Source organism: Yersinia aldovae 670-83 (genome assembly GCF_000834395.1).
GTDB lineage: Bacteria > Pseudomonadota > Gammaproteobacteria > Enterobacterales > Enterobacteriaceae > Yersinia > Yersinia aldovae.
Genome location: NZ_CP009781.1, coordinates 1,040,277 through 1,059,091, shown reverse-complemented (window position 1 = coordinate 1,059,091; position 18,815 = coordinate 1,040,277). Strand labels below are relative to the sequence as shown.

Sequence of the window (18,815 nt, the reverse complement as noted above, 5' to 3'; positions counted from 1 at the left end):
CGAATATTGATAGTTGGTTTAATTAAATGAGAGTTTCTGATGCTATTTTTAGCTGATATGTTTTCTGGTAGTGGCCGTCACTGCTATTTTTAGTTGTTTAATAAGTTTGTAAATAATAAGGAAGGTAACTTAGTTGATGCAGTTCAGTAGAAGCCAACGCCGATGGTTTAGTGCAATTGCCGTATTGATTATTAGCGGTTTTTTCATTATCAGGCACTTGATGGCACCCGAACCGGTGCAATACCAAACGGTTAAAGTTGCCAACCGTGACCTGCAACAAAATGTACTGGCAACCGGTAAACTGGATGCGGTACGAAAAGTGGATGTCGGAGCGCAGGTAAGCGGCCAACTGGAAAAACTGTATGTAGAAATCGGTGATCAGGTTAAACAGGGGCAATTGCTGGCGATGATCGATCCGCAAGCAGCACAAAACCAGATCAAAGAAGTGGAGGCGACATTGCAGGATTTGAACGCCCAGTTAGCGCAGGCAAAAGCCGAAGCGCAACTGGCTGCGGTCACGCTGCGTCGCCAGCAGGAACTGGCGAAATTGCAGGCGGTGTCACGTCAGGACTTGGACCAGGCCAGTACCACACTGGCGGTAAAAAATGCGCAGATTGAGACGATCAAAGCGCAAATCAACAAGACCAAAGCCAGTCTGGATACGGCCAAAATCAATCTGGATTACACCCAAATTTCTGCGCCGATGGATGGCGATGTGGTACAAATTACCACTTTGCAAGGCCAGACGGTGATTGCCGCACAACAGGCTCCGAATATTCTGACATTGGCTGATATGAGCACCATGCTGGTGAATGCAAAAGTATCGGAAGCGGATGTTATCCACCTGAAACCGGGGATGAAAGCGTCATTCACGGTATTGGGTGACCCCGGTAAACGCTTTGATGGCGTGTTGAAAGATATTCAGCCGACACCAGAAAAAGTGAACGATGCTATTTTCTACTCGGCCCGTTTTGAAGTGCCAAATCCTGACAGGTTATTGCGCCTGCAAATGACTGCGCAAGTATCAATTCAATTGGCTAATGTTCAGCAGGCGATAGTGATCCCATTGTCTGCATTAGGTGAGGCGCTCGATACCAATCGCTATCAGGTAACTGTTTTGAAGGACGGAAAAGAAGAGAAACGTGAGGTCACTATTGGTATCCGTAATAATGTTGATGCACAGGTGATTTCCGGTCTCAATGTCGGTGAGGACGTCATCGTTAGTCGCGGTGGCACGGAGGATGCGTAATGACGGTATTGCTTGAGTTAAAAGGCATTCGTCGTAGCTATCAGTCCGGCGAAGAAACCGTTGATGTGTTGCAGGACGTCTCGCTGACAATTAATGCCGGTGAGTTGGTCGCGATTATCGGAGCCTCCGGCTCGGGTAAATCGACGCTGATGAACATTTTGGGGTGTCTGGATAAACCCAGTGCGGGTGTCTACCGTGTCGCAGGGCAAGATGTCGCAGAGCTGGACAGCGATGCACTGGCCGCCCTGCGTCGTGAGCATTTTGGTTTTATTTTCCAGCGTTATCATCTGCTGCCGCATCTCAGTGCGGCTCACAATGTGGAAGTGCCTGCGGTTTACGCCGGTTTAGGCAAAAATGAGCGCCGGGAGCGGGCAAACATGCTGTTAACCCGCTTGGGGCTGGGTGAGCGGGTGAGTTATCAGCCCAATCAGTTATCCGGTGGTCAGCAGCAACGAGTCAGTATCGCCAGAGCCTTGATGAATGGCGGCCAGGTGATTCTTGCTGATGAGCCGACAGGCGCATTAGATAGTCACTCCAGCGTTGAGGTTATGGCTATCCTCAAGCAACTTCAGCAGCAGGGACATACGGTAATTATTGTTACCCATGACCCTAACGTTGCGGCGCAGGCTGAACGGATAATCGAAATAAAAGATGGCCGTATTATGGCGGATTCCGGTTCGAAAACAGTGCCAAATATCGTGACATCTGAACCGATGAGTCTGACACCACCAGCCCCGTCATGGCAGCAGTTGGTTGGCCGTTTTCGTGAGGCGCTGTTAATGGCCTGGCGCGCTATGTCAGCTAACAAAATGCGTACCGCTCTGACCATGTTGGGGATCATTATTGGTATCGCCTCGGTGGTTTCCATCCTGGTGGTGGGGGATGCGGCCAAACAGCTTGTTCTGGCGGATATCCGTGCGATTGGTACTAATACTATTGATATTTATCCGGGTAAGGATTTTGGCGACGACGATCCCAGCACCCGGCAGGCTCTGGTCTATGACGATATGGCGGCTTTGCAGGCTCAGCCTTACGTTAGCGCCGTCTCCCCCTCGATTACCAGTACTATACGGCTGCGTCGCGGCAATATTGACGTGGCCGGCAGTGTATCAGGCGTTAGTGAACAGTATTTTAAAGTCTACGGGATGAAGCTTGAACAAGGAACCGCCATTACCCACGAGCAAGTAGAACGGCAGTCGCAGACAGTAGTGATTGACCGTAATACCCAGCGTCGTCTATTCCCTAACATGCAAGATGTGGTCGGGCAGGTGATATTGATTGGTAATATGCCCGCCACCGTGGTAGGGGTGGTGGAAGAGAAACAATCTATGTTTGGTAGTAGTAAAGCGCTGCGGGTATGGGTGCCTTATAGCACAATGGCCAGCCGTCTAATGGGGCGCTCTTATTTTGATTCGATCACTGTTCGGATCAAAGAAGGTTATAGCAGTAAAGAGGCTGAACAGCAGTTGGTCCGGTTATTAACCATGCGCCACGGCAAGAAAGATATATTCACATACAATATGGATAGTTTGCTGCAAACCGCCGAAAAGACCACTCGTACCATGCAATTGTTTCTCACTTTGGTGGCGGTTATCTCGCTGGTGGTGGGGGGGATTGGTGTTATGAATATCATGTTGGTATCGGTGACCGAACGGACCCGCGAAATAGGGATACGCATGGCCGTTGGTGCGCGTTCCAGTGATGTCATGCAGCAGTTTTTAATCGAGGCGATTCTGGTCTGTCTGGTGGGCGGGGCGCTTGGTATTAGTTTATCTTTCGCCATCGGCTTGATTGTGGAAATGTTCTTACCTAACTGGCAGATCGCTTTCCCACCGCTGGCCTTATTCAGTGCGTTCTTGTGTTCAACTGTGATTGGTGTGGTGTTTGGCTACCTACCCGCTCGCAGCGCAGCGCGGCTTAACCCTATTGATGCCTTGGCTCGTGAATAAAAGGGGGGCAGGTGCCAGAAGGTTGATCCTGAATTATATGGCCGCATATTAGAGGTATGAAAAATAAAAATGCCAGCCCATTAATGATGGCTGGCATTTTGAAACATAATTGATGTTGCATCGTAATTAGCTGCCTGGAAAATGCTTTGACGTCAGAATATCTGCGATAGTGGCCTGCCAGTAATGACTGGGCGGAACAACGCACGGCGTCAGGCTAAAGCAGAGAGTTCCTGTAGCGCGGCTTCAGGTGATATTACATCCAATACAAGTGGAACAATCAGGCTGGCGTGGTTTCCTTTTGGCCCCTGATGAACATCAAAATTAACCATCTGACCGGCTTTTAATGTTCGGTATCCATCCATCTGGATAGTTGAATAGTGAGCGAAGATATCTTCGCCGCCGCCCTCAGGGCAAATAAAGCCAAAACCTTTGGCATTGTTGAACCATTTAACAGTACCCGTCTCCATACTTCTACGTCCCTCGCAAGGCTATTCTAGTTTGAGATGAGGTAATAACTGGTTAAAGTGAGCGCGAATTGGTTAAAACTCCAACAGCTCACGAAAGTACACTCTAGTGGAAATGGCCTTAACGTCAAGGGGCGGCTTTTATCTGGTAGAGCGAGTTCTTCAAAGTTTGATGCAGCTAACGCTATTACGTTTACTTGAATACAATTTCGCCGTTATTGCGATTATTACCCCTACTTTTTTCTCTGGCGGCGTTATGGCATGAGTGATGTTAAAATAATAATAGATATCTGCATCAAATGGTCTTATAACCGGAGTGAGGTATTGCTCTTGTGTGGTTCAGTATAGCGATGGGCAAGCAATGGGTAACAACAATGATTGGCTGAATTTTGAATATTTAGTCAAAGATAAGTATAAAGAGGCGCTAAAACCGCCATCTATGTATAAAGTTATATTAAACAACGACGATTACACACCGATGGAATTTGTGATTGACGTTCTGCAAAAGTTCTTTTCTTATGATATTGAACGTGCAACACAATTGATGCTCAATGTGCATTATCAAGGAAAGGCGATTTGCGGTGTCTTTACTGCCGAAGTGGCAGAGACAAAAGTCGCACATGTAAATCAATACGCCAGGGAGAACGAGCATCCGTTGCTTTGTACGCTGGAAAAAGCCTGATTAAGGCAATTATTGGGAGGTGCCTATGCTCAATCAAGAACTTGAACTCAGTCTCAACATGGCTTTCGCCAGAGCGCGTGAGCACAGACACGAGTTTATGACAGTGGAGCACCTGTTGCTGGCATTGCTGAGCAATCCAGCCGCGCGGGAAGCGCTGGAGGCATGTACAGTTGACCTGGTAGCCCTACGCCAGGAATTGGAAGCTTTTATCGAACAAACCACGCCGACATTACCTGTCAGTGAAGAAGAGCGTGACACCCAGCCTACGCTCAGTTTCCAACGCGTGTTGCAACGTGCGGTATTCCACGTTCAATCCTCGGGGCGCAACGAAGTCTCGGGTGCAAACGTATTGGTCGCCATTTTCAGTGAACAAGAGTCTCAGGCGGCCTACCTGTTGCGTAAGCATGATGTCAGCCGTTTGGATGTGGTGAACTTTATTTCCCACGGTGCTCGTAAGGACGAACCGGGCCAGGCTCCGAATGCAGAAAACCCAGTGAATGAAGAGCAGGCTGGAGGGGAAGACCGTATGGAGAACTTCACCACCAATCTGAACCAACTGGCCCGCGTGGGTGGCATTGACCCTCTCATTGGCCGCGATAAAGAGCTGGAACGTGCTATTCAGGTTCTGTGCCGCCGGCGTAAAAATAACCCACTGTTGGTCGGGGAATCCGGTGTCGGTAAAACGGCTATTGCCGAAGGGTTGGCCTGGCGTATCGTGCAGGGTGACGTTCCGGAAGTGATGTCCGAATGCACATTATATTCACTGGATATCGGCTCGCTGTTGGCTGGCACCAAATACCGTGGTGACTTTGAAAAACGCTTCAAGGCGTTGCTGAAACAGTTAGAAAACGACAAAGATAGCATTCTGTTTATCGATGAAATTCATACCATTATCGGTGCCGGAGCTGCCTCTGGTGGGCAAGTCGATGCCGCTAACTTGATTAAGCCGCTACTTTCCAGTGGTAAAATTCGAGTCATTGGTTCAACCACGTATCAGGAGTTCAGCAATATCTTTGAAAAAGATCGCGCCCTGGCACGTCGCTTCCAGAAGATAGATATCACTGAACCGACGCCGGAAGAAACGGTTCAGATTATTAATGGCCTAAAACCAAAATATGAAGCGCATCATGACGTGCGTTACACCGCGAAAGCGATCCGTGCGGCAGTGGAGTTATCGGTCAAATATATTAATGACCGCCATTTACCGGATAAAGCCATTGATGTGATTGATGAAGCCGGTGCGCGTAGCCGTCTTATGCCAATCAACAAACGCAAGAAAACCGTTAATGTGTCTGATATTGAGTCGGTGGTTGCTCGTATCGCTCGTATTCCGGAAAAAACAGTTTCTGCCAGCGACCGTGATGTGTTGAGAAACTTAAGTAGCCGCCTGAATATGTTGGTATTTGGTCAAGATAAAGCTATCGATGCTCTATCCGAGGCAATCAAAATGAGTCGTGCAGGGTTAGGGCATGACCATAAACCTGTTGGTTCATTCCTGTTTGCCGGGCCTACCGGTGTCGGGAAAACCGAAGTTACAGTGCAATTGGCCAAGGCTCTGGATATAGAGCTACTGCGCTTTGATATGTCTGAATATATGGAACGTCACACAGTCAGCCGCTTGATTGGTGCGCCTCCGGGCTATGTTGGTTACGATCAGGGGGGGTTGTTGACGGATGCGGTTATCAAACATCCTCATGCCGTACTGCTGCTCGATGAAATTGAGAAAGCCCATCCGGATGTATTCAACCTGTTATTGCAAGTGATGGATAATGGTACTCTGACCGATAACAATGGCCGTAAAGCGGATTTCCGCAATGTCATTTTGGTCATGACCACCAATGCCGGTGTACGAGAAACACAACGGACGTCGATTGGTTTCAAACAGCAAGACAACAGTACCGATGCGCTGGAGGAGATCAAAAAAATATTCACACCGGAATTCCGTAACCGGTTGGATAACATTATTTGGTTCAACCACTTATCTCCTGCGGTTATCCAGCAGGTCGTCGATAAGTTTATTGTTGAGTTGCAAGCACAGTTGGATGCCAAAGGTGTGTCACTGGAAGTCAGCGACGAGGCACGCGATTGGTTATCTGAAAAAGGTTATGACAAAGCGATGGGAGCACGACCAATGGTTCGTGTTATCCAGGAAAATCTGAAAAAACCGCTAGCAAACGAGCTGTTGTTCGGTTCGCTGGTCGACGGTGGTTCAGTGACTGTTGGGCTTGATAAAGAGAAACAACAACTGGCTTATGAGTTTCAGAGTGCGCAAAAACGCAAAACTGAAGGCGCAGTGCATTAAGTTAGTGGGTTATTAATTAGATAATAATTAAAGTAAAGGGCGGTAAGCTAATATTAATAAGCTTACCGCCCTTTTTATTTCCCACAATTATGACTTTTGCATGTCACTTTTGTTTTTTACACTTAGTAAGTAGCGCTAAATCGGTAAACAAAAGAAAACGCAAAACACCCTTGCCATAAGTTGGAAGGGCGTCGGAGGGGGCTATATCCTCAACGTTCGCAAGTCATGGACTGGCGACAGATTAGCCTATTAACGGGCACGGAAGATAATGCGGCCTTTGCTCAGGTCATACGGGGTCAGCGCTACAGTGACTTTGTCACCCGTCAGGATGCGGATATAGTTTTTACGCATTTTACCTGAGATATGAGCGGTTACCACGTGCCCGTTTTCCAATTCAACACGGAACATGGTGTTCGGCAGCGTATCAAGAACGGTGCCCTGCATTTCAATATCGTCTTCTCTGGCCATCGAATCCTCTAGGTGTAACTACCTTAGTTTTTAACCGGCAAGATAATGCCGAAAAACCCACATTATGTAAAGAAGTGTTGGCGGTCATCACACCATTTCAGCAAAAAGAGTCTGCCGGTAAGAGGGGATAAAGCCTAATGTGGGGTACATTCTCAACGGTTGATCTTTACTGCATCGCGGATGAAAAATTCAACGATTGCGGTAACCAGCATTCAGCCGGTAGTGGACTAAACTGGAGTTGACTCAACTGCTGCATAAAAAAATCGCGTGGGATCTCAATCGCACCCAGCGACGCAGTGTGAGCGTTGAGGACCTGACAGTCAATCAGTTCTCCACCCTGACGGGTAAAATGATGACAAAAAACCATTAATGCACTTTTTGAGGCATTGTCCGCACGGCTAAACATCGATTCTCCGCAAAACAACTTACCGACGGTGATACCATACAAACCACCAACTAGCTCATTTCCCAACCAAACTTCCACTGAGTGGGCGTGGCCCAACGCATGTAACTGGCAATAAGCTTGCTGTACATCATCGCCAATCCAGGTTCCTTCATCACGTAGTGAAGCGCAAGCATTGACCACATCAGCAAACGCATGATTGAGGGTGAAACGGTAAGGGCAGCGCCGCAGAAAACGTCGCATACTACGGCTGATGTGCAAATCTTCAGGAAATAACACGGCACGCGGGTTCGGTGACCACCATAGAATCATCTCTCCGGGGCTAAACCAAGGGAATATCCCCCGTTGGTAAGCCGCTAGCAGACGTGGAGCCGATAAATCCCCCCCCAGTGCCAGCAAACCATTAGGTTCGCGCAGGGCCAGCTCAGGGGAGGGGAACGCAAATGATTGAGAAGAGAGTTGTGTGATGCGCATAAATCCCCTTGGTGATGCTTACAGGCCCATATATTGGTCATACTTCAAGTTGCATGTGCGTTGACTGGCTTCAGTCACCCGATCCACCTACTGATGTAAGCGGCTGGGGATTAATGGCCCTCATCCATGAGGTTTACCCTATGGGTGGCTATATCTGTGTTCAAGTCGATACAGGAACGATCGCTCGTTTATTTTGCCCAGCTGCAACTCTAATTATTCTGGGTATCATCAATAACAAATAAGACTGCTTTATTTTCAGCAGGTTTACTTAACATTAGCTATAAATCTACTGATTATCAGCCCGTGCTCAGTTACTTTGCTCACATATAATCACTGCATCAATGCCGCTGATGGAATTGATAATAGCGCCCTTTGCTCTGCAATAAGCTTTGGTGAGAGCCTTGTTCGACAATCTTTCCACCATCCATCACGCAGATTCGGTCCATATATTCCAGTCCGTACAAGCGGTGAGTGACAATGATCACGCTCTTGTGCTGACAATGCTGTCGCAGTAGTGCCAGAATCTGTTGTTCAGTTTCGGCGTCCAGCCCTTCTGTAGGTTCATCAAGTAGCAGTAACGGTGCAGAGTGCAGTAAGGCGCGTGCAATCCCTACCCGACGCTGTTCTCCACCGGATAGTGGGCGGCCACCATCCCCCATCCAGGCATTCAGACCCTCACTGTTATCGAGCAAATTAGCTAATCCTACTTGTTCCAAAACAGCTTTCAGTTGCGCATCTGAAGCGGTAGGGCAGGCGATCAATAGATTTTCACGTAAGGTACTGCTGAATATATGCACCCGCTGGCTGACCACGGTCATCATCTGGCGTAACGCTGTTTCATCATAATTGGCTACGGGTTGCCCATTCAGCGTGATAGTGCCTTCAGTCGCATCCCAGGCACGGGTTAATAATTGCAGGAAAGTAGACTTGCCGCAGCCAGTGCGGCCCAGTAGTGCAATATGCTCTCCTGCTGCCAGTGAGAGCGATATGTTTTGCAAAACAGGTAAGGGTTGCTGTGGGTAAGTAAAACTCAACCCTGTCACTTCCAGCGCTACCTGCGAGGCCACTGCCGGGCCACTGACTGGGAATGTCACTTCAGGTCTTTGATCCATCAATTGCCTGACTCGTGTCGCCGAGGCGATAACCTGCCCCAAATGCTGAAAGGCACCGGCTACGGGGAGCAGCGCTTCAAATGCCGCCAACGAAGTGAAGACAAACAGTGCCAGCAATGCACCCGGCTGGCTATTACCGCCGACACCTTGAGCTGCTAACCACAAAATGAGGGTGACGGTCAGACCGGACGCTAGAATCATCAGCGCCTGTGCTAACCCAGCTAGCGATGCTTGCTGCTTTTGGCGGGTCATCCAACGCGATTCAATTTCTTCCAACGAATGACGAAAACGCTGTAGGGCACCGAAGACCAATAATTCGGCCTGCCCCTGTAGCCAAGAGGTCAGTTGCGAGCGGTAACGGCCACGTAAGTCAGTAAGGTCACTGCCGATGGGCTTACCGGCGCGGTAGAAAATCAGTGGTATCGATAACAGCAGACTAAGCAGGATAGTGCCCAGCGTCAGCGCCAGGTTGCCATCCAGATAGCTCAGCCCAAAAGTCACAGCAGCAATAATCACAATAGCTGCCACTAACGGCGATATCACTCGCAGATAGAGATGGTCAAGGGTATCGACGTCAGCAACCAAACGGTTCAGCAATTCACTTTGGCGAAATCGGGCAATACCGGCAGGTGAAAGCGGCAGGATTTTTTGAAAAGCAAATACCCGCAGATGAGCCAGTACGCGGAACGTTGCATCGTGACTGACAACTCGCTCGGCATAGCGCCCCGCAGTACGAGTTATCGCCGCGCCTCTAACGCCAGCGGCCGGTAGTAGATAATTAAACGTGTATAGTCCTGCTGGGCCGACGATGGCAGTCCCTGCAAGAAACCACCCGGATAATGTCAGCAATCCGATGCTGGAAAGCAAGGTGATAATTGCCAGCACAATACCCAGACAAATCAGGAACCAATGGCGGCGATACAATGCCAGGAAGGGAAGTAGGACGCGCATGATTAAAGCTCCTCACTGCGGTGGGACAGCAGATTGGCAAATGAACCGTCAGACTTGCTGAGGGTGGCGTAATCGCCTTGCTGAATTAGAAGACCTTTATCCATAACCCAGATTTGATCGTAACCCAGCGTATCTTCTAACTGATGTGTAACCAGCAGCGTCGTCTGCCTACGTGAAGCGTCCCCCAACGCGTTCATCACCAACTGCTCGCTATGGGCATCAAGGCTTGCGGTTGGTTCATCCAGTAGCAATAAGCGACATGGGTTTAATAGCGCTCTGGCGACAGCAACGCGCTGCGCCTGGCCAACAGATAGGCGCGCTGAATGATCACCAACCTCTGTATTTAACCCTTGCGGCAAGTCAGCGAGGAATTCATTGATATAAGCACGTTCCACCGCTTGCTGTAATTGACTTTCAGAGGCATCAGGCTGCCCCAGTAAAATATTGGTGGCCAGTGTTTGTTCTGGCAAATGTGGATTTTGGCCCACCCAGCTTAATTGGCTGCGCCAGCGTTGCGGCTCCAACTCACGTAGTTCGACACCGTTAACTTTTAGCGAGCCACGATAAGGTAAAAAGCCCAGTAGCAAATTGAGTAACGAACTCTTGCCCGCGCCACTCAACCCAACCACCGCTACGCGTTTGCCTGCGAGTAGTGAAAATGTCAGTGGCCCGGCGAGACAAATACCACTCGGTGCCAGAATTTCTAATTCGTGAGCTTCAAGGGCCACCGCCTCTTGACCATCCAACACTTTTTCACCCAGGCCGATAGACTCGCTTTCACTACTCAAAAATGTGACTAATGACTCTGCTGCGCCGACTGCTTGGGCTTTTGCGTGATAGAACGTACCTAAATCACGTAACGGTTGGAAGAACTCAGGAGCGAGAATCAGCACCAAAAAGCCAGCAAATAGGGTTACGCCGAAACCATAGCTGCCAAAATTAAGCTCACCCAGATAAGAGAAACCAAAATAGACCGCAACGATAGCAATGGATATGGCAGCGAAAAATTCTAATACTGCCGAAGAGAGAAACGCCATACGCAGTACTTCCATAGTGCGACGGCGAAAATCTTCTGAAGAGTCGCGAATTTGGTCGGTTTCAGCTTTGGCGCGATTAAATAACCTTAGCGTGTCTAGCCCGCGCAAGCGATCAAGAAAATTACCGCTTAAGCGTGCCAGTGCCACAAAATTACGGCGATTGGCATCGGCAGCGCCCATACCGACCAGTGCCATAAACACCGGTATCAGTGGTGCAGTCACAAACAAGATCAAGCCTGCCGCCCAGTTGATAGGGAAGATGGCTATCAGAATCAGGATGGGAATAAAGACCGCCAGATACATTTGTGGCAGATAGCGGGAGTAGTAGTCCTGCATATCTTCAATTTGTTCGAGAATGATGGTTGCCCAACTCCCGGCAGGTTTGCCCTTCACCCACGATGGCCCCAGTTGCTCTAAGCGGTCTAATACTACTTTGCGGATTTGTTGACGTACGCGCATACCGCAAATGAAGCCTACCCGTTCACGTAGCCAGCTGACCACGGCTCGCGCGGCAAAGGTTCCGGCCAGCAGCCAGAAATCAGCAGTCAGTGCTGTGCGGGGGAGCTTGTCAATAATCAGGGCTTGCAGCAAGGTTGCCAACAACCACGCTTGAGCGATAATCAACAACCCGCTGAGCAAGCCAAGTAACATGGACAGGCGGAGCCAACGTTGCGCGGGGGCGCTCTGTTTTTTCAGCCAACGAATCAACTCATACTGTCTTGTTTTATTCATCAGGCAATTTGTCTGCTTACTATTGGGTATGAAATCTATGAATGTCTGCCATCATTGATGATGGTAAACCAGCGAGGGGCAATATTACCTCGTCATGCCATGAGGTGAAACCATAATGCTTGTGATAGCCGCCGCATTAGTCGATATCTATAATTTGCTGTTTTTCATTGACATGCCGCTGCACGAAATTAAGTACAAAGCAGAAATGAAAACGGGCAGCTCACTTATCGCAAACCACCCGCTATATTAAATTTGAATCAGTATGCCGAAATGTTATTTATCGTTCACTAACCCGTCCAGATAACGTTCTGCATCCAGGGCAGCCATACAACCGGTACCGGCAGAGGTGATTGCCTGACGATAAATATGGTCCATGACATCGCCCGCAGCAAACACGCCCGGAATTGAGGTCTGTGTGGCATTACCTTGCAGACCAGACTGAACTTTGATGTAGCCGTTTTCCAGCGCCAGTTGGTCACCAAAGATGGCGGTATTTGGGCTGTGGCCAATCGCAATGAAAACGCCAGCAACAGCAATTTCTTGTGTTTCACTGTTTTTGGTGGATTTCAGGCGCACACCGGTGACACCCATGTTATCACCCAAAACTTCGTCCAGCGTGCGGTCAGTGTGCAATACGATATTGCCGTTTTCCACTTTTTCCATCAGGCGGTCGATCAAGATTTTTTCTGAGCGGAAGCTATCACGGCGGTGAATCAAATGAACTTCAGCGGCGATATTGGCCAGATACAATGCTTCTTCAACTGCGGTATTTCCGCCGCCGACCACCGCGACTTTTTGATTGCGATAGAAGAAACCATCACAGGTTGCACAGGCTGAAACCCCTTTCCCTTTAAAGGCTTCTTCTGAATCCATCCCCAGATAGCGTGCCGATGCGCCAGTTGCGATGATCAAGGCATCACAGGTGTACTCATGGCTGTCACCAAACAGACGGAACGGGCGGTTTTGTAAGTCGACGCTGTTAATATGGTCGAACACAATCTCTGTTTGGAATTTCTCTGCATGTTCACGCATCCGTTCCATCAGCGCAGGGCCGGTCAAGCCTTCAGCGTCACCGGGCCAGTTCTCAACATCGGTTGTGGTGGTCAACTGACCGCCTTGTTCCATCCCGGTAATCAATACAGGTTTTAGATTGGCGCGGGCAGCATAAACCGCTGCGGTATAACCCGCAGGACCAGAACCCAGAATAATTAATTTGTTATGTTTAGCCGTACTCATGAATACCTCTTTCCCACAATGGCGGACAATGTTAACGATTGTAGGGAAAATATGGCATTAAAAAAAGCAGGCAAAAATGTTGTTAGCGATTAGTTTGATAGGTGAAGCCTATTTAATAGACAAAATGTATTAAGAATCGGCGGTTAGCGAATCAAGGGATTAAAACAATTAATAAATTTATTGGAATTATATCTTAAAGTAATGGCTGAAATTGTCCGAATTGACTTAAACCCCATAAAATATGTGGCTTGTGAGCCGATAGCTGAAAATATAGCCTGATTATCCGTAAGCCTTTTTGCGCCATTTTATGGCAATTTAGGGGGGGTAAAATAGGTCAGGAATGACCCTGGGGATTTTAATTCTGGCACGTTCTACTGATTTAACTTCTTTTACTTTGACAATCGGCTGTGCATTTGCGAAAACATCTATGGAAGAAGAAATTATCTGCGCGCCATAATTTCAGATTTGGTATCAATGATACCAAACGAAAACCCTGGAATGTTTTCGCTTAATGCTGGATGGCATGTGGAGTAAATGCTCGAATAACCACAGGGGGGGATGTATCTGCGGTTGTTTGTTGTGATGTTTGTCTCTTCTTCTAACGCTAATAATCTTCGAGTGCCTCGCATACAGTTGGACAGACAAGGTGTGAGATAACAACGTGTTGATATATTTGCATAAAAAGGCTGCGGGTCGTTGTCTGCAACAGGTTCTGAAAGTATTTATCACTAAGAGCGTGTCGTGGACTTAAGGAAAATAAGAGAGACTAATAAGATGATAGATAATAAAAAACGCCCGGGGAAAGAGCTTGACCGTATAGATCGTAACATCCTGAATGAATTACAAAAGGATGGGCGCATCTCTAACGTTGAGCTTTCAAAACGAGTCGGGTTGTCACCAACACCATGCCTGGAACGTGTGCGCCGTTTAGAGCGACAGGGCTTCATTCATGGCTATACCGCGTTGCTAAATCCACAATATTTGGATGCGTCACTGCTGGTTATTGTTGAGATTACTCTGAATCGTGGCGCTCCGGACGTGTTTGAGCAATTTAATGCCGCTGTTAAAAATCTTGAGGAAATTCAAGAGTGTCACCTGGTTTCTGGCGATTTCGACTACTTGTTGAAAACCCGTGTACCGGATATGTCTGCGTACCGTACTTTACTCGGTGAAACCTTGCTTCGCCTGCCGGGTGTCAACGATACCCGTACCTATGTGGTTATGGAAGAAGTGAAGCAGAGTAACCGCTTGGTAATTAAAACGCGGTAAACAGGCAGGTGCAAAACCTGAGTAATTTGGTTACACTCCTGTTTATTCATACAGTTTCAACGCCGGGAGGGTTCTCGGCGTTGTCGCTCATACTAGTCAACAGGAACCTGGAGAGCCTTTCTTGAGCCAGGAATATACAGAAGATAAAGAAGTTACCTTGAAAAAACTTAGCAGCGGGCGACGTTTGCTTGAAGCCGTTTTGATTGTGGTGACGATTTTGGCAGCATACCTTATGGCTGCGCTGCTCAGTTTTAATCCGTCAGACCCAAGCTGGTCTCAGACGGCATGGCACGAACCTATCCACAATCTTGGTGGGGGTATTGGGGCGTGGATGGCTGATACGCTGTTTTTCACCTTTGGCGTCTTGGCATACGCGATCCCTCCTATTATGGTGATATTGTGCTGGGCTGCATTCCGTCAGCGTGACGCCAATGAACATGTGGACTATTTTGCGCTTTCATTGCGTCTAATTGGCACATTAGCCCTGATTTTGACCTCATGTGGTCTTGCCGCGCTCAACCTCGACGATCTCTATTATTTTGCCTCTGGTGGCGTGATTGGCAGCTTGTTCAGCAACGCCATGTTGCCGTGGTTTAATGGTGTGGGAGCAACCCTGACTTTGCTCTGTATCTGGGCGGTTGGTCTGACGCTATTTACCGGTTGGTCATGGTTGGTCATTGCGGAGAAGATAGGAGGCGTGGTTCTCGGTTCCGTGACATTTATGACTAATCGCTCACGTCGTAAAGAACGTTATGACGATGAGGATGATGACTATCGTGTTGGTGACATTGAGAGTGAAGAGTCAGCGCCGGGTATTACTGCAAATAAAGCTGTCGCGGCGGTCACACTTGCTGCATCAACGGCTCATGCCGATGACGACGTGTTGTTCTCAGCGCCACCGGCAACAGAAATGGCTACCGATGGCATTGAACAGAGTCCATCATTGACTGCTAACACAGAAGATAATTACGACCCATTATTGAGCAGTTTGCGTGCTACAGATGATGATAATCAGGCCGCGTTATCTTCTGCACCTGCGGCTATGCCAGCACAACCGGTAATCAGTCACAGTGCAGCACCGATGACGGCTAACACATCGGTAACGCCACCGTTATATTCGTTTGAAATTCCGCAAGATACGCCGTCACCAGGTCAGACGCGTGCCGCTACACTGGAACGGCCTGAACCGCAAATGGGGAGTTGGGATACACCACCATCCACAGCCAACCATTCACCGTTCGATTTTTCTGCTGCACAGCGCCATAGTGATCAGGTTGATAATACCTCGTATAGTGCCCCAGGTTTTGGCCGCAGCCTTGATGGTTTGGCAGCCTCTGGCTCTATAAATAACCCATTAACCATTCCTGACAACGCCCTGTCGTCGGGGGCTGGTATTGCAGCCGCGACCACCGTAGCTGCAACCTTTATGCCAGCCTTTACCGCGACCAGTGATAACAGTTCTCAGATTAAGCAGGGGATTGGCCCTGAGTTACCTCGCCCTAATCCTGTGCGTATTCCAACGCGGCGCGAGTTAGCCTCTTACGGTATCAAATTGCCCTCTCAGCGTATGGCTGAACAGGAACAGCGCGAACGTGGTGAGGACGATGTTCAGCCTCAATACCAGGCATCTGAGCTGGATGCAGGGGTTACATCTGAAGATGATGATGCATTGCAGCAGGCTATTTTGCGTCAGGCTTTTGCTGATCAGCAATCAGAACGTTATGACCAGCAGTCTAATGCTGAAACAACATTCTCTTCGACGAGCATTCCCGATGCTGAAGATGAGCAGGCTTTGGAAGAAGCTGCGTTGAGGCAAGCCTTTGCTGCACAGCAGCAACATCGCTATGGTACTGTGGATAATCAAAATGCAGCGAGTGAAAGGCGTTCAGTTGATACCGGCAATGCATTCACTTTTTCACCGGTTGCCGACCTTGTGGATGAGCCTGTGCGTGAGCCGCTGTTTACATTGTCACCGCATCCGGAAGAAACTACGCCTTCAGCGGCCGAAGACGAAGAATTTAGGTCGGGTTATGTTGAGCCGAGTCCAACCCATCAACCTTCACCGTATCAAGCGCACACTGGGCAATCTTTGCCCGTTCAGACTGCACCTGTACAACTGCCAGTAACGCCGACAACCGCTTATAATCAGGTGGCGCAACAGCAGGCAGCTTCAGTGCAATCGGTAGTACCAGTACCAGTACCAGTACCAGTACCAGTACCAGTACCAGTACCAGCACAGCCTACGCCAGCAATGGACAGTTTGATTCATCCATTCTTGATGCGTAATGACCAACCGCTAATCAAACCGACAACACCATTGCCAACGCTTGATCTGCTTTCTTCTCCGCCAGTGGAAGAAGAGCCGGTAGATATGTTTGCTTTGGAGCAAACTGCGCGTCTGGTTGAAGCGCGGTTAGGTGATTATCGGGTAAAAGCGGAAGTTGTTGGCATTTCTCCGGGGCCGGTCATTACTCGTTTTGAATTGGATCTGGCTCCTGGTGTTAAAGCTTCACGTATTTCTAATCTTTCCCGTGATTTGGCGCGCTCGCTGTCAGCTATTGCTGTTCGTGTGGTGGAAGTGATTCCGGGCAAACCTTATGTCGGCCTTGAATTACCAAACAAACATCGCCAGACAGTTTATCTGCGCGAAGTGCTTGATTGCGCAAAATTCCGTGATAATCCATCACCATTAGCTATCGTACTGGGTAAAGATATTTCCGGGCAGCCAGTGGTGGCAGATTTAGCCAAAATGCCTCACTTGCTGGTGGCGGGTACTACGGGTTCAGGTAAGTCGGTTGGGGTCAATGCGATGATCCTGAGTATCTTGTATAAAGCCACCCCGGAAGATGTACGCTTTATCATGATTGACCCGAAAATGCTGGAGCTATCTGTGTATGACGGCATTCCTCACCTGTTAACCGGTGTGGTTACTGATATGAAGGATGCCGCGAATGCATTGCGCTGGTGTGTCGGTGAGATGGAGCGCCGCTATAAACTGATGTCGGCATTAGGCGTGCGCAATCTTGCCGGTTACAACGAGCGAGTGGCACAAGCTGAAGCGATGGGGCGGCCAATTCCAGATCCGTTCTGGAAGCCCTCTGATAGCATGGATATCTCTCCACCAATGTTGGTAAAATTGCCATACATCGTAGTGATGGTGGATGAGTTTGCTGATCTGATGATGACAGTGGGCAAAAAAGTTGAGGAACTGATTGCTCGTTTGGCGCAGAAGGCTCGTGCTGCGGGTATTCATCTGGTATTGGCAACACAGCGACCGTCGGTGGATGTGATTACCGGCTTGATTAAAGCTAACATTCCAACCCGTATCGCTTTTACGGTATCTAGCAAGATTGACTCACGCACCATCCTTGATCAGGGCGGTGCAGAGTCGTTGCTGGGTATGGGGGATATGCTGTATATGGCACCTAACTCCTCAATACCGGTGCGCGTCCACGGTGCCTTTGTCCGCGATCAGGAAGTTCACGCGGTGGTCAATGACTGGAAAGCCCGTGGCCGTCCACAATATATCGAGAGTATCCTCAGTGGTAGCGAAGAGGGTGAAGGTGGCAGTTTGGGGCTTGATAGCGATGAAGAACTGGACCCGCTATTTGATCAGGCAGTGAGTTTTGTCCTTGAGAAGCGCCGTGCGTCTATCTCTGGTGTTCAGCGCCAGTTCCGTATCGGTTATAACCGTGCTGCACGCATCATTGAGCAGATGGAAGCCCAGCAGATTGTCAGTACGCCGGGCCATAATGGTAACCGTGAAGTTTTAGCACCACCGCCTCATGAGTAAAACTTTGCTCTGAAGTTCTTAACATAAACAGGGCCGCTTTGCGGCCCTTATGCAGAAACTTATAAGGTATTTAGAATAATGAAAAAACTGCTTGTTGCTTGCTGTCTGTTATCCGGCTTGATTTCTGCATCAGCACTGGCTGATGCCAGTAAAGACCTGCAAAGTCGTCTGAGCAAAGTGAATAGCTTCCATGCCAGCTTCTCACAAAATGTTACCAGTGCTGACGGTGCGGCAGTGCAGGAAGGCGAGGGTGAACTTTGGGTGAAACGGCCAAACTTGTTTAACTGGCACATGACTTCACCGGATGAGAGTGTGTTAATTTCTGATGGCGAAACCTTGTGGTTCTATAACCCGTTTGTGGAACAGGCAACGGCTACCTGGTTGAAAAATGCCACCGGTAATACGCCTTTTATGCTCATCACCCGTAATAATCCAGATGACTGGAAACAGTATAATGTTAAGCAGAAAGGCGATGACTTTGAGCTGACACCTAAAACTGCTACCGGTAATCTGAAACAATTCGCGATCACTGTGACGCCAAGTGGCACTATCAAAAGCTTCACTGCGGTTGAACAAGATGGTCAGCGCAGTGCTTACACCCTGAAGGGGCAGCAGAATAGTTCAGCAGATGCCAGCAAGTTTAAATTTACCCCACCAAAAGGCGTGACGCTGGACGACCAGCGGCAGTGAGGTT

General features: G+C 48.8%; 14 protein-coding genes. 8 read left to right on the top strand and 6 right to left on the bottom strand.

Features of this window, described 5'->3' with window-relative positions; translation table 11 throughout:
• The first annotated feature begins 136 nt into the window (after positions 1-136).
• Both macA and macB read left to right on the top strand, forming a co-directional pair.
• Entirely contained in the window at positions 137-1,249 is a 1,113-nt protein-coding gene (gene macA / locus AT01_RS04910) for a macrolide transporter subunit MacA (RefSeq protein ID WP_042546303.1), read from the top strand.
• Positions 1,249-3,198, top strand: coding sequence for a macrolide ABC transporter ATP-binding protein/permease MacB (gene macB / locus AT01_RS04905; RefSeq protein ID WP_042546302.1), 1,950 nt, complete (start codon positions 1,249-1,251; stop codon positions 3,196-3,198). Before macA ends, macB begins: the two co-directional genes overlap by 1 nt.
• 209 nt (positions 3,199-3,407) lie before the next feature.
• Here macB and cspD read toward each other — a convergent pair whose 3' ends face one another.
• On the bottom strand, positions 3,408-3,665 hold the full coding sequence (gene cspD, locus AT01_RS04900) for a cold shock-like protein CspD (RefSeq protein WP_004699966.1): 258 nt from the start codon (positions 3,663-3,665) through the stop codon (positions 3,408-3,410).
• Positions 3,666-4,023: 358 nt separating this feature from the next.
• Here cspD and clpS point away from each other — a divergent pair, with 358 nt between their 5' ends.
• Both clpS and clpA read left to right on the top strand, forming a co-directional pair.
• Complete coding sequence (gene clpS, locus AT01_RS04895; RefSeq protein ID WP_042546301.1) at positions 4,024-4,344, top strand: ATP-dependent Clp protease adapter ClpS; 321 nt, start codon at positions 4,024-4,026, stop codon at positions 4,342-4,344.
• Positions 4,345-4,369: 25 nt separating this feature from the next.
• A complete protein-coding gene (clpA, locus tag AT01_RS04890) occupies positions 4,370-6,646 on the top strand; it encodes an ATP-dependent Clp protease ATP-binding subunit ClpA (protein WP_042546300.1) in 2,277 nt (758 codons plus the stop codon).
• A gap of 249 nt (positions 6,647-6,895) precedes the next feature.
• On the opposite strand, the gene infA is transcribed toward clpA, so the two are convergent.
• From infA to cydD, 4 genes are all read right to left on the bottom strand, one after another.
• Complete coding sequence (gene infA / locus AT01_RS04885; protein WP_004699974.1) at positions 6,896-7,114, bottom strand: translation initiation factor IF-1; 219 nt, start codon at positions 7,112-7,114, stop codon at positions 6,896-6,898.
• 166 nt (positions 7,115-7,280) lie between these two features.
• Positions 7,281-7,991 (bottom strand): leucyl/phenylalanyl-tRNA--protein transferase, encoded by a 711-nt coding sequence (gene aat, locus AT01_RS04880; RefSeq protein WP_042546299.1) that lies wholly within the window; start codon positions 7,989-7,991, stop codon positions 7,281-7,283.
• Between the two features lie 338 nt (positions 7,992-8,329).
• Positions 8,330-10,054, bottom strand: a complete 1,725-nt coding sequence (gene cydC / locus AT01_RS04875) for a heme ABC transporter ATP-binding protein/permease CydC (RefSeq protein ID WP_042546298.1) — start codon at positions 10,052-10,054, stop codon at positions 8,330-8,332.
• Positions 10,055-10,056: 2 nt separating this feature from the next.
• On the bottom strand, positions 10,057-11,823 hold the full coding sequence (gene cydD / locus AT01_RS04870) for a heme ABC transporter permease/ATP-binding protein CydD (RefSeq protein WP_042546297.1): 1,767 nt from the start codon (positions 11,821-11,823) through the stop codon (positions 10,057-10,059).
• 115 nt (positions 11,824-11,938) lie between these two features.
• On the opposite strand from cydD, the gene AT01_RS22435 reads away from it, so the two are divergent.
• Positions 11,939-12,073 carry a hypothetical protein gene (locus AT01_RS22435; protein ID WP_268748253.1) on the top strand — a complete coding sequence of 45 codons (135 nt, stop codon included), beginning with the start codon at positions 11,939-11,941 and terminating at the stop codon, positions 12,071-12,073.
• Between the two features lie 23 nt (positions 12,074-12,096).
• Here the strand turns inward: AT01_RS22435 and trxB are convergent, their stop codons facing one another.
• Entirely contained in the window at positions 12,097-13,059 is a 963-nt protein-coding gene (trxB, locus tag AT01_RS04865; RefSeq protein WP_042546296.1) for a thioredoxin-disulfide reductase, read from the bottom strand.
• Positions 13,060-13,833: 774 nt separating this feature from the next.
• Between trxB and lrp the strand changes: the two genes are divergently transcribed.
• The 3 genes from lrp (at position 13,834) to lolA (ending at position 18,811) form a co-directional block, all read left to right on the top strand.
• Positions 13,834-14,328 carry a leucine-responsive transcriptional regulator Lrp gene (gene lrp / locus AT01_RS04860; RefSeq protein WP_002211340.1) on the top strand — a complete coding sequence of 165 codons (495 nt, stop codon included), beginning with the start codon at positions 13,834-13,836 and terminating at the stop codon, positions 14,326-14,328.
• A gap of 121 nt (positions 14,329-14,449) precedes the next feature.
• Complete coding sequence (locus AT01_RS04855; RefSeq protein ID WP_042546295.1) at positions 14,450-18,121, top strand: DNA translocase FtsK 4TM domain-containing protein; 3,672 nt, start codon at positions 14,450-14,452, stop codon at positions 18,119-18,121.
• 78 nt (positions 18,122-18,199) lie between these two features.
• Positions 18,200-18,811, top strand: coding sequence for an outer membrane lipoprotein chaperone LolA (gene lolA / locus AT01_RS04850; RefSeq protein WP_004699989.1), 612 nt, complete (start codon positions 18,200-18,202; stop codon positions 18,809-18,811).
• The last annotated feature ends 4 nt before the right edge of the window (positions 18,812-18,815 follow it).